General features: G+C 63.9%; 5 protein-coding genes and 1 pseudogene. 5 read left to right on the forward strand and 1 reads right to left on the reverse strand.

Annotated elements, in window-relative coordinates; translation table 11 throughout:
- The first annotated feature begins 443 nt into the window (after nt 1–443).
- The 3 genes and pseudogenes from B0G80_RS26885 to B0G80_RS47280 all read left to right on the forward strand — a co-directional run.
- Nucleotides 444–6,869: an ESPR-type extended signal peptide-containing protein gene (locus B0G80_RS26885; protein WP_116121026.1), complete on the forward strand. Its 6,426-nt coding sequence runs from the start codon at nt 444–446 to the stop codon at nt 6,867–6,869.
- Nucleotides 6,870–7,115: 246 nt separating this feature from the next.
- Nucleotides 7,116–7,658 carry an OmpA family protein gene (locus B0G80_RS26890; RefSeq protein ID WP_258879051.1) on the forward strand — a complete coding sequence of 181 codons (543 nt, stop codon included), beginning with the start codon at nt 7,116–7,118 and terminating at the stop codon, nt 7,656–7,658.
- Nucleotides 7,659–7,701: 43 nt separating this feature from the next.
- Nucleotides 7,702–7,812: pseudogene (locus B0G80_RS47280) on the forward strand (aromatic alcohol reductase); the annotation flags it as partial.
- A 381-nt stretch (nt 7,813–8,193) separates the two neighbouring features.
- Here B0G80_RS47280 and B0G80_RS26905 read toward each other — a convergent pair.
- The gene (locus tag B0G80_RS26905; RefSeq protein WP_408968338.1) at nt 8,194–10,062 is read right to left on the reverse strand and encodes a serine hydrolase domain-containing protein; all 1,869 of its coding nucleotides are present in this window, start codon (nt 10,060–10,062) and stop codon (nt 8,194–8,196) included.
- A 624-nt stretch (nt 10,063–10,686) separates the two neighbouring features.
- Here B0G80_RS26905 and B0G80_RS26910 point away from each other — a divergent pair.
- On the forward strand, nt 10,687–11,364 hold the full coding sequence (locus B0G80_RS26910; RefSeq protein WP_220377498.1) for an ABC transporter substrate-binding protein: 678 nt from the start codon (nt 10,687–10,689) through the stop codon (nt 11,362–11,364).
- A gap of 698 nt (nt 11,365–12,062) precedes the next feature.
- Entirely contained in the window at nt 12,063–13,478 is a 1,416-nt protein-coding gene (locus B0G80_RS26920; protein WP_258879052.1) for a trypsin-like peptidase domain-containing protein, read from the forward strand.
- Nucleotides 13,479–13,596 lie beyond the last annotated feature (118 nt).

Consider the following 13,596-nt stretch of genomic DNA (forward strand, 5'->3'; position numbering starts at 1 on the left):
GCAGGCTACTGAGGGGGCGGTAACGATGAGTAACCCAGTCGGAACAGAGTCGGGCACTGGCTCGGCAAAGAAAGGACTAAGGCCTGGCCGGCAATTGGCGTTCCACCATGTGATCGCCTTTCCTCTGCGTCTACCGTTCGGACCTTCCTAACCCAGACATTCGTCAAACGTCTCAGCGGCCAGCACCTCAAAAACTGGCCATCTGACCGAACTTCACTCTTTACTTAGTCATGCGAATCGCATCGCAGGCGTGGTATTCGCTCGCGCTCAAGATTCGTGGTTCGCCGGGAGTGAGGGCGGTTCGCAACCGGTCCAACGCTGAAGCACCTCGTGCCGCTACGAGACGGTTTGTAAATCATGAATAGGCATCCTGAATAAATCGGGTGCATGCACACGCTCGCGTTTTGTGAACTTCGAACTTCAATTCCTCGTGAGGCAACGGCATGAACAAAGCATATCGGACCATCTGGAACAACGCGTTAGGCGCCTTCGTAGCCGCGTCGGAGCTGGACGTATCGCGCGGCAAGGGAAAGTCGGGAGCGGCTGCTTCCATATGCGACGCACGCAGCGGCGAGCAGGGTTCTGCGGCGTCGCAAGGTTCGGGAGCGCGTGTCGTCACCGTGCTGTTGCTAATGGGTTTCGGGGGATGGGCCGCGCAGGCGCAAGCGCAGGCGAGCTGCTCGGCGGCACCGTACAACTTTTATAGCGGCAGCACCACGTGCGTGGGCTTTCAGTCCACTGCCTCTGGAGGCGGAGCCACAGCGGTAGGTTATGGCGCCAACAGTACGGGACTGAATGCCTTGTCTTTTGGCTTTCAGGCCATTGCGAGTGCGACCAACGCAATCTATATGGGCGCGCGTACGGCTGCGGGCACCGGCGCGACGGCGCAGTCGGCGATTGGCATCGGAACGGATGTCGTCGCTAGCGGAACGTCGGCCATTGGCATTGGCTTGGACAGCGTTTCTAGCGGGAATGTGTCTACCGCTGTCGGCCCGTTGGCGAAAGCAACCGGCGACAACAGCGTTGCCATGGGCTCGAGTGCCAACGCTGCCGCCTCGGGCGTGGTCGCATTGGGCAGCGGAGCCACAGGCTCCCAGACCAACGGTATAGCCGTTGGTTCGGGAGCCAGCGCCACCGGTGCAAACGCCCTTTATCTGGGCGCGCGCACTGCGGCGGGCACCGGCTCGACCGGTACGGCCTCCATCGCCATCGGCACGGACGTCACCTCGAATGCGGATTATGCCGCGGCGATTGGCTTCCAGGCCGTGGCCAGCGGACCCGCCGCCGTCGGCGTGGGCTATACCGCTGCGGCTTCCGGCACGCATGCTGTTGCTGTCGGCTTCCAGTCCATCGCCAGCGGACTCAACGCCGTCTATCTCGGACCGCGTTCTGTCGCCGGCACCGGCGCAACGGCGGCCGGAGCGATTGGTGTCGGCACGGACGTGACTGCGTCCGGTCCCTCTTCACTCGCCGCCGGCACAGTGTCCAAAGCGACGGCACAGAATGCCGTGGCTTTGGGAGCGGGCGCCGCCGCCTCAGGGCTCAACGCGCTCGGCATGATGAACGGCTCACAAGCCACCGGTGCCAATTCGATAGCGTTGGGGTCATCCGATACCGTTGCAGAAGGCGGCGCGTCTACCCCGGCGACGGTGGCAGGCGCCGCGGCGTCGGGCATTCGCGCCATTGCGATCGGCTCCGGCGCGAGCTCGGCGGGTTCCTCGTCCATCGCGATAGGCGATTCGGCGCTGACGGGCGCCAACACAGATGCCCTCGCCGTGGGTACCTCCGCAACGGCAAACGCGGCTAATGCTTCCGCCATCGGCAATGCGGCAAGAGCGCTTGCCGCCTCCACGGTTGCGATCGGCGACGGCAGCAGCGTCGCCGCGGCCGCCGGCGCGGGTTCGTTCGCCGGCGGCCATAACTCCCAGGTGCTCGGCGGGACGGGCGCAGTCGCGCTGGGTCAGGCGCAGACCGCGAGCGGCAACGGCGCAGTCGCGATTGGCGATCCGAATAGCGCGAGCGGCAATGGCGCGGTCGCCGTGGGCGCGAACAATACCGCCACGGGCGACGGCGCGGTAGCGCAGGGCAACGGCAATACTGCCAACGGTCAAGGCGCGGTCGCGCTGGGCAACGCGAGTACCGCGAACGGCGCGAGCGCGCTGGCGTTCGGCGATTCGGCGGTGGCCAACCAGACCCATGCGATTGCACTCGGTGCCGGCGCATCAACCAGCAACGCGAACGACGTCGCGTTGGGCGCGGGCAGTACGACCGCAGCGCCACATACGGGCACCACTGCGCTTTACGGCGGCACGGCGGCGGGCATCGCTAACGCGGCCAATGGCGTGGTGTCGGTCGGCTCGGCTGGCAAGGAGCGGCAACTGCAGAACGTGGCAGCGGGTGTGATTTCGGCTACCAGCACCGACGCGATCAACGGCTCGCAACTGAGCACGGTTGTGACCGGCGTTAATAATCTCGGTGCCTCGACGGCCGGCACATTGGGCGGCGGCGCCAGCTATAGCGCGACAACCGGCGATATCACCGGCTTTAGCCAGCCAGTCAACTCCGTCAGCGCTACCGGAGCCGTAAGCGGACCCAACCCGCAGACGACGGTTGCCGGTGCGTTGACCGCGCTGAATACGAATATCGACAACACCGCCAATATCGCGGTGAAGTACGACGCGGCGGGCGGAACGAAGATCACGCTCGGTGCGACCGGCGGGGCGGGAGCCGGATCTCCGGTGACCATCACCAACATGGCGCCGGCTGCACTGAACGCGACAAGCACGGACGCGGTGAATGGATCCCAGCTGTTCGCCACCAACCAGCAGGTGTCGACCAATACCACAGCGATTGCCAACATCAACAATGGCGGCGGGATCAAATATTTCCATACCAATTCGGTATTGGCTGACAGTGTTCCTACCGGCACCGATGCGATCGCGGTGGGACCGGTCGCCAATGCGTACGGTAACGATTCAATCGCCCAAGGCCTGAATGCGGTGGCCGGCGTAAACGGCGCACCGACCACCGCTAACGACATAGCGTTGGGCAACGGTGCTCAAGCCAGGGGTGGCGATTCGATCGCTCAGGGCACCGGTGCCATCGCGAACACGGCCGGCGCCATTGCGATCGGCCAGACGGCAACGGCCACCGGCGGCAAGGCGGTGTCGATCGGCGTGGGCAATACCGCGAGCGGTAACGGCGCGGTCGCTATCGGCGATCCGAACTCGGCGATCGGGACCGGCGCGATAACCATGGGCGCGAACAATACGTCCAACGGCCAGGGCGCGGTGGCGCTCGGCAATGCCAATACCGCGACCGGCCAGGGCGCGCTCGCACTGGGCAACGCATCGCAAGCGAAGAATGCCGGTTCGGTCGCGTTCGGCGACGCCGCAACGGTGTCGGCCGCGGCGACGCAAGGCGTAGCGATCGGCTCCGGCGCCACGGCGACCAACGCCGGCGCGGTGGCTCTGGGGGCGGGAAGCACGACTGCCGCCGCGGTGGGGACGCCGGGCGCGACGATCAATGGGACCGCGTACACGTTTGCCGGCACCACGCCGGCGAGCACAGTCAGCGTCGGCAAAGCGGGCGCCGAACGCACCGTGACGAATGTTGCCGCAGGCCAGTTGAACGCTTCGAGTACCGACGCGGTGAACGGCTCGCAACTGTACGCGACCGATCAGGCGGTCGATGCACTTGCCACGACGGTGACCGCCAACAAGACGCACTACTACAGTGTCAACGACGGCGGCACGCAGGGCGCCAACTATGCCGACGACGGCGCCACCGGTGTCAACGCGCTGGCCGCGGGTGTCGGCGCTCTGGCTTCCGGCGCGAGCAGCACGGCACTGGGCAACGGTGCGCAGGCGCTGGCGAACAACGCAACCGCATTCGGACTGCAAGCGACGGCTTCGGTGGTCGGCGGCGTGGCGATCGGCTCCGGATCGGTTTCGGATCGGACGGTTCTGCCCGGTTCGGGATCGATTGCCAACGGTTCCCACGCGATTCCGTTCAATACCTCCGATGAGACTTTGCTCGGCGCAGTGTCCGTCGGCAGCAGCACCGCCTACCGGCAGTTGACCAACGTGGCCGACGGCACGCAGGCGCAAGACGCGGTCACCGTCAGGCAACTGGCGGGCGCGTTGTCGTCGTTTTCGGTGACCGGCACGAACTATTTCCACGCGAATTCGACAGCGGCCGATTCGCTGGCCGTGGGCGCGCAGTCGATCGCGGTTGGACCGACGACCGTCGTCAACGGCGACAACGGCGTAGGTGTCGGCAACGGAGCGGTGGTCGATGCAACCGCGCCCGGCGGGGTCGCGATCGGCCAGCAATCGCATTCGGCCGCGGCCGACGCAATGGCGCTCGGCAGCGGCGCGGTAGCGAGCGGCGCGCAATCGATCGCGCAGGGCGCCAACGCGAGTGCCGCAAACCAGGGCGGCGTGGCAGTCGGCTCCGGCGCGCAAAGCAGCGCAACCGACGCCGTAGCGCTTGGTGCCGGAGCCAGCTCGACGTTCGCCAATAGCGTGGCGCTGGGCAGCGGTTCAACAACAGCCGCGGCGGTGGCCACGCCGGGTGTCACCATCAACGGCACGGCCTACACCTATGCAGGCGCGGCTCCGACCAGCACGGTCAGCGTGGGCAGCTCGGGTCACGAGCGCACGGTGACCAACGTGGCGGCCGGTCAGGTGAACGCGGCGAGCACCGACGCGGTGAACGGTTCGCAACTGTACGCAACCGATCAGGCAGTCAGCAGTCTGTCCGCGACGGTAACCGCCAACAAGACGCATTACTACAGCGTCAACGACAACGGTACACAGGGCGCCAACTACGCCGACGACGGCGCCACCGGTATCAATGCGCTGGCGGCCGGCGTAGCTGCCACGGCGGGCGGCGCCAACAGCACGGCGCTGGGGCAGGGCGCGGTGGCGAATAACGCCAATGCGGTCGCGCTCGGCAGCGGCTCGATCACGGCCGCGGCGGTGGCAACGACCGGCGCCACGATCAACGGCACGGCCTACACGTACGCCGGCACTGCTCCGACCAGCACGGTCAGCGTGGGTAGCGCGGGTCACGAGCGCACGGTGACCAACGTGGCGGCCGGGCAGCTGAACGCGGCGAGTACCGATGCCGTGAACGGTTCGCAGCTTTATGCGACGGATCAGGCGGTCGACAACCTCGCCGGGGTAGTGACGGCCAGCAAGACGCACTACTACAGCGTCAACGACGGCGGCACGCAAGGCGGCAACTACAACAACGACGGCGCCACCGGCGTCAATGCATTGGCGGCGGGCGTGGGGGCCACGGCCGCTGGCGTGAGCAGCTTTGCCGGCGGCAATGGCGCTGCCGCGCAGGCGAACAACGCGCTTGCATTAGGCGCGCTGTCGAGCGCTTCGGTGGCCGGCGGAGTCGCGATCGGCTCGGGATCCGTGTCCGATCGCGCGGTGCTGTCCGGGATCGGTTCGATTGCGAACGGCAGCCATGCGATCCCCTTCAACACGTCGGATCAAACCTTGCTCGGCGCCGTGTCTTTCGGCAGCGCGACCGGCAACACCTATCGCCAGTTGACTAACGTTGCGGACGGCACGCGGGCGCAGGACGCCGTCACGATCAGACAGCTTGCGGGCGCCCTGTCGTCGTTCGCCGTGTCCGGACAGATGTACTTTCATGCGAACTCGACGGCCGCGGATTCGCTGGCGGTCGGCGCGCAATCGATTGCCGTTGGACCGACGACCGTAGTCAACGGTGACAACGGCGTGGGCATCGGCAACGGCGCCGTCGTCGATGCCACGGCGCCGGGCGGCGTTGCGATCGGCGAGAGCTCGAATGCGGCGCAGGCCGACGCGATCGCGCTCGGCAGCGGCTCGATCGCAAGCGGCGCCCAGTCGATCGCACAAGGGGCGAACGCAAAGGCCGCCAACGCAGGCGGCGTGGCGATCGGCTCGGGGGCGCAAAGCAGCGCCATCGATGCCATCGCAATGGGCGCCGGCGCGAGCGCGACGATGGCAAACAGCGTTGCGCTGGGTGCCGGATCGGTGACGACGGTTGGCCCGTTGAGCAATTACATCGCGTATGGATTGAGCAGTCCGCAGTCGTCCGCGGGTGAGCTCAACATCGGTAATCGGCAGATCACCGGTGTGGCGGCCGGCAAGGCCGGTACCGACGCCGTGAACGTCTCGCAACTGGATTCGGTGTCGACCCAGTTGACCACGCTGATCAACCAAAGGACCACCAACAATGGTGGCAGCTTCTCGTCCTCGCCGGGCACGCCGACGCCACCGGCGTCCACAGGTTCGAATTCGTCGGCGGGCGGGCAGGGCGCGTCGGCATCAGGCTCCAATAGCACGGCGGTCGGCAACAGTTCGCAAGCCAGCGCGACGGGCGCGACAGCGGTGGGAGTCGGCGCGGCCGCGAGTGGGAATAATTCGGTGGCACTGGGTTCCAATAGCTCGGACGGGGGGCGAAGCAACGTGGTATCCGTCGGCTCACTTAACGATACCCGGCAGGTGGCGAACGTGGCAGCGGGAACGCAAGGGACGGACGCAGTCAACGTGGACCAGCTCAATGCCGGACTGGCGCAAGCCAATGCCTATACCGACCAGCGCGTGGACCAACTGCAATCCGGCATCAATTCGGTCGCGCGCAATGCCTATTCCGGCATCGCCGCGGCGACCGCATTGACGATGATTCCGGAGGTCGACAAGGACAAGACCCTGTCATTTGGCATCGGCACGGCGGGCTTCCGTGGCTATCAGGCCGTGGCGTTGGGCGGAACCGCTCGTCTCACCGAGAACGTCAAGATGAAAGCAGGCGTCGGCATGAGCCCCGGCGGCACCACCTTCGGGATGGGCGCGGCCATGCAATGGTAGGGCGTGGATGCCTTCGCTCAAGTGCGGACAACCCGACCGTGCGCCGAACCGGGCGTACAAAAAATCAGTACGGAGAACATAATGAATCAGATTTCTGGATGGAGTTTATCGCTGAGCCTCGCGTTGCTTGCCGGATGTTCGAGTGCCTCGGGGCCTACGTTCAATGCTTACTCGGTTACAGCCGCCGACGGTTCCACGCTTCATCAGGTGGAATGTCACGGGCTGTTCGAAGGACCGGCTACCTGCATGAAGGCCGCCGAGCGGATCTGTCACGGCGAACCGGTTCGCCCGGTGCAGAAAGTCGGGCGCCTGCTGCCGGACAATGACCAGACAGATGTCACGCGACGACTCACATTCGCGTGTGGCGACGCGCCGGATACCCCGGCTTCAGCGGCCTCGCAGCCGGTCGCACCTGCGGCGCAAACGGTCGATGAGTTCGTGCTGCGAAGCGATGCCCTGTTTGCTTTCGGGCAGTCAAGCCGCGCTTCGATCTTACCGGGCGGAGCGGCCGCTCTTGACCAGGTCACTACGCGTATCAGGCAGAGTCGCGGCGTTCAGTCCATTTCGGTCGTAGGTCACACCGACCGTCTTGGGCCCGAAGCGGTTAACTACCCGTTGTCCCTCGCGCGCGCCCAGACAGTGAGGGCGTACATGATTGATCATGGACTGGACGGTGAGTTGATTCATGCAACGGGCGTGGGCTCCCGCGATTCGACGAGCACGAAGTCAACCGTGTGCGCGGCTCGATCAACCGCTCAACGACCCAAGTCCACAGCGGCACCGTGCTAACGAGCAGCTCCATGGCCGTATCGGACAGCTCGTACTCGACTCGAGGGGCGTCGCATGGGACAAGAGTGGGACGTTCAACCAACGCCGCGCCATTCCGGTCACCGACGTGGCATCGTGGATCAAGGCAAACCTTACTTCGGGCCGCAGCGAGTAATCGGGAGTCCGACCATCCAGGCAAACGGCATCCACGACAGCTTCCCCGAACACAAAGCCCGACCCCGGCGATGGGGAAGGGCTCCCGTACTCCGTACTGACTTCCACCGAATTCTGCTCGGCAAAGTCGGCGTGTGAAAGCAATGCAGCAGGTGGCCGAAGTTGCTTGTCAGCGGTCGTTGTTGCGGAGAATCTGTCGCTGCGGATAAGCCGTCGTTCAGACCGCCGTCCCGGGTCGTTTCTGCGCGAGAAAATCGCAGCGACGCATGGTGCGCGCGCTGCGGCAAACCGAAGACCGCCGCATGCTCGCCAGGCGCCGCGTGCGCGAACGCGATGCCGTCGACGCAGACCGCGAGGCCCGGCGTCATGGAACGACTCACTGTCAGATCCGCGCGTAGATCGAACTGCCGATCGTCAGCGAAGTTGCCGTGGTCGACGCGAAACGGATCTCATAGAGGTCGCGTCCAAAATTGCCCGGCACCTTGATCGACATGCCGCCGAGCGTATCACTCAGCGGCACGATCAGTTGATAGCGAAGATCATCGTTGCCGTACAGCACGTAGCCCGGGAGTTCGGCGAGTGTCGCGAAGAACGCCGGCGGATTGCCAAGAACGACAATCGGCACGGCGCTCGGCGCATCGTTGGTCAACGTCCATTGTGTGCCAACGCGTTGCTGCCACGCGCTGTCGAGCGCCGCCAGCGGGGCGAGTTGCTGGCCGACCGGCAGCGTCAGATACGCGTAGCCCGCGCCCGGCACGACCCGCTTCATCAGATAGCGATAGTTGAACGCGTTTCCTTCGCTGTCGTTGCCCGACACGACTGCGAAGCGATACGACGCCGAATCGCTATCGCTCCACCACCAGCCGTCGCTGCGGTACTGGTACCCGCCGATCTTCGCCCAGCCTCGCGTAGCAGCGTCCCACTGGTTGATCTGCAGGCTACCATCCGCGTTGGCGAGCACTTGATACGGCAAATCCGAACTGCCGTAGATGCCCGCGCCGCTCGCAATGCCCGGCCCCGAAGCGACCGGCGGCGCCGTGGTGCCAAGCTTCGCCGGCAGCGACGAAATCGTGCCGTCTTCCTTCAACGCCGACAGCACCAGCGTTTCGGCAATCGCCCGGGCGTTGTAGCCCGCATTGCCGGTCACCAGCAGCGCGAACTGCGAGTTGGGCACCACGAAAAATTCGGTCGAGTAGAACGCAGTGCCGCCGTCTTTTTCCCAGCCGAGCACGCCCGCGGCGTCGAGCGCCGGCTGCACCACGGAGTCCCAGCCGAGACCCCAGCGCCACTCCGGCGACGGGTTGATCGTCAGGTTTTTTGTCTGATCCATGCCCATCTGCGCGATGCCCGCTGCAGACACAATGCGCTGTCCCTGGAACACGCCACCGCCGTAGATCATCTGCGCGAGATTCATCATGTCGGCGGGCGTCGAACTCAGTCCGCCGGTCGCGTACGCATTGACGAATTCCTGATGCTGCGTGCCGTTCACGTACGGCAGTGAGAACGATCCTCCGGACGGCACGCTCGTCAGATAGCTGGACTGGGTCATCTTCAGCGGCGCGAGAATCGCCGACTGGACGAAGTCCGCGAAGCTCTGACCCGTCATGGCGAGCACGATCTGCTCGACCATCGTGAAGCCGTCGTTGCAATAGACGGCCAGTTCACCCGGCAGATGCTTCAGGTGCGAGTTGGCGAGTTCGGCTTGCGTGTCGGCGGCGTATCCGGCAACCGGCTCAAACGTGAAGAGATTGCGCCCATTCGTGCCGGGCAGACCGGATGCATGCGACAGCAGATGACGCGTGGTGATCTGCGCGTATTCCGGCGACAGCATCGTGAAGGTCGGTAGATATTTGACGATCGGCGTGTCGAGCGTGATCCGACCGCGATCGACGAGGATCGTCGCCGCCAGTGCCGCGAACAACTTACTGACCGAGCCGATGTTAAAGCGCGTTTGCGGCGTTGCCTTGATCTGCCCCGGCACCGACGCCAACCCGAAGGCCTGCTGCCAGACCACGGTGTTGCCCTTGACCATCGCGATCGAGATCGCGGCGACGGGATTCGACGGATCGCTGACGGCCTGCTGGATCATCTGCTGACCGAGCGCAATGGTCTGCTGATACGCCGTCGACTGGATGTCGCCGTTGCCGCAGCCGGGTAGCACCGCCGCGAGCATCCCGGCGCCGGTGTAGCCGAGAAATTGCCGTCGGCCTACGCTGAAAAGAACCTCGTGATTGCGATCGCACTTGGTCACGGCATTCCCTTTTCTCTGGTTATCAGGATCTGCAAAAAGCGCGTTTCTTCAGCTACGGTGCCGCCAACATGGCAATGACGATCTTCTCAATTTCGACGCAGCGGGATAGCTTCTTTTGACCGGACCACCGTGCCCCAAATCATAGGCGTGCGGGCGAACTTGAGTAGCGACGTGTCGAGATGCTACGAAGCTTTGGCTTAAGAGCGCGCCCATAAGGTACCAAATTCTGCTCAACGCAGCACGAGATATCGTCTGACGCAATCGCCGATATACGATCTCTTTAATTTACGTTTCGCTGGCCTCATTCTCCATCACGGGCACACCAGGTGCGCAAAGCGGTCGTTCGAACGTCGGACGCATTGGGTAAGGCAACGGCCGGAATCCGCCGCCTGTACGCCTTCGTCCGCCGCGCCGGAAGCTTCCGCGTACGAGGCCATCTTTCGCCCGACGTCCGCCGACAGCGAGCGGCATTAACGCTAGACTTTAAGCATTTTCCGGGAATCTGACATGCTTACGACCAGGTGTCCGGCGCTTCGCCGAGCTGCAATGCTCCCGGGGAAAGTTTTAAGGCTGCTGACATGCAGCCTGATCGGTTTCGCCTGCATAAATGTCCCAGCTCAGCCCGTGTTGCAGATCGCGCGTATAGCGAATGTCCCGGACCAGGAGGTTGGTGCGGAGATTCTCACGGTTGTCTATGCCAAGCTCGGCATTCACGTTGAATTTGTCGACGTGCCGGCCAAGCGGTCGTTGATCGAGTCGAGTTCGGGCCGCCTGGACGGTGAGGTTCAGCGCGTGCTCGATGTGCAGAGAGAATATCCGACGCTCGTCGCTGTCAGGGAACCATTCAACTATATCGAGCCAGCGGCCTTCGTGAAGGAGTTGAATTTCCACGTCAACGGTTGGGAATCGCTGCGTCCTTACCGCGTCGGCATCATACGCGGTGTAGGTTCGTCTGAGCGCGGGACGGCCGGAATGCCGCAGGTTGAAATCACCGAGACGATGGATCAAATGATGTTGATGCTTGCCCACGATCGCATCGATGTTGCCGTCAACGATCTCTTCAGCGGTATGCTCGTCATACGCAGGCTGGGTCTGGATGCGCAGTTGCGAGCGGCGCTGCCGCCCCTGCAGCATATTGATATGTACCACTTCCTGAATGAGCGCAACCGCGAACTCGTGCCCCGGGTGGAGGCCGTCATTCGGGATATGCGGGCAAGCGGGGAGTTGCAGGCGCTTCGATCGCAGATTACTCACCGCATGCTGAATGGAGCGGCTCAAGGTGCGCCTTCGGTAGATCGGTGATCAGCTGCGTTTCCAGATGAGTCATTGCCCTCGGGAAGGCTTTGCTAGCCTGCTCCAACCATCCACTCAATCAGTTCATCGACAAGAGGCTACTAGAAGAGGCTACAAGAGGCTACTAGGCATCAGCGGCGAGCGCGGGGCCGACCAGTCAGAAGCGGCCGGCGACGCGCTTACCTATGCGCAGGAACGGATCGTCGGCGCATTTTGCATCGCCGCATGAAACGCGCGCCGACGACAACCCTTTGACGCACGCCAGGATTTGTACTCGCTGCAATTTGCTCGCTGCTTCCCTATAAATAAAAGAGGACGAGCGAGCAAACCGTTCGCGTCCTGATGGCCGTCGCTGGCAAACATGCTGCAGCCGAATCTCAAGTCGACTTTGATCCATCGAAGATCATGTATCGGGTCGATCGTATCCCTGCGCGCGAGCGCAATGGAACGCGCTCGGCGCTATCAGACGCGCGAAATAATTTCTTCACAGTGCAAGGCACCATGGGAGGTGCGCTGTGTTTAACCATACCAAATCGACCCACTCAACTCTGTCTCGCATCTGGTTTTACACCGCCGTAACAACGGCATGTCTGACCGGTTGTTCCTGCGCGGACGCAGCCGCAGTCGCCACTTCTCCGGCAGCCGCTTCCGCGGTTGCTCCTGCATCAGCACCACCACCGGCGCCCGCCACCGCGCGATCGAAGGATATGCGCGCTGCAACCGGCAGCACGCCCGCGCCAATCGACTTTCCTGCGATCGTCGAGCGCTATGGGCCAGCGGTTGTGAATATCCGCGTGACAGTGCCGGTGAATGCGCCCGCGAGCGCGACGCCCGCTTTTGGTCCCAGCGCCGAAGCGGTCGACGGTGACGATCCGATCTTTTCGTTCTTCAAGCAGGCCTTGCCACAATCGCAAAACGGCCTGGGCGCTACGCCGCGGGTGATGTCCGGCGTCGGATCTGGCTTCATCGTGAGCCCGAACGGTCTCATTCTGACGACGGCGCATGTCGTCGATCAGTCGGATGACGTGACCGTGCGCCTGACCGACCGGCGCGAGTTCAAGGCAAAAATCGTGGCTGTCGATACGCAAAGCGACGTCGCCGTGATCCAGATCGACGCGACGAAGCTGCCTACCGTCAAGCTCGGCGATTCGGCGCGCGTGCGCGTCGGCGAGCAGGTGCTGACGATCGGTTCGCCAGACAGCTATCAGAACACGGTCACGGCGGGCATCGTCAGCGCGACGTCGCGCACGCTCGCCGATGGCAGCACGTTTCCGTTCTTCCAGACGGACGTGTCGCTGAACCCCGACAACTCGGGCGGCCCCGTGTTCAACCACGCGGGCGAAGTGGTCGGCATCGACGTGCAGGTGTATGCCGATAGCGATCGTCTGCAGAGCCTGACGTTCGCAATCCCGATCAATATGGCGAACAAGGTGCGCTCACAGTTGCAGGGTGAGCAAGCCCAGCAGGGCCAGCCAAGCGCTCAAGACAATGCGCGCAGCAATCTGGGCATTCAGGTAGAGGACGTCGATATGAATCTGGCGAACGCGTTCGGCCTGCCGCGCGCGGCGGGCGCGCTGGTGACGTCGGTCGACCCGGGCAGTCCGGCGGCGGCGAGCAATCTGAAAGCGGGCGACGTGATCGTGCAACTCGCCGACAAGCCTATCGACCACGCGGCCGATCTAACCGGACAGAACCCGGCGTTGCAGACCGGAACGAAAGTCCCGCTGAAGCTGATCCGCGATCACAAGCCGATGACGGTGATGGTGAATGTCGGGCCAGCGTCGCAAGAGGCGAACGCAGGTGCGGGCGGGGTTGCAGGCCCAAGCTCTGACGCAGGCTCGCGGCAGTTTCACGCGCTCGATCATCTTGGCCTCACGATGCATTCTTTGACCGACCAGGAGCGGCGCAGCATGGATCTTCCTCAAGGCCTGATGGTCGATGACGTGTCGGGGACAGCGGCGGCTGCCGGCATCAAGCCGGGCGATGTCGTGCTGTCGTTGAACGGCACGCTGGTCGCGTCGCAGGATGAACTGGCATCGCTTGCGGCAAGGGCTGGCAAGAAGGCAGCGTTGCTGATCCAGCGCAATCACGCACGAAGCTTCGTCACGGTCGACCTCAAATAAAAACCGGAGTGCGAGAGCGGCTAATCGGTACACGATTCTCGCCTCGCATGCCGACGCGGTGAACTCATGCCGCTAACGCCCCGGGTGAAGGACGATCACGACCGTTCGCAGACCGGGC

It is taken from the genome of Paraburkholderia sp. BL6669N2 (assembly GCF_003387275.1).
In the GTDB taxonomy this organism is placed as follows: Bacteria; Pseudomonadota; Gammaproteobacteria; order Burkholderiales; family Burkholderiaceae; genus Paraburkholderia.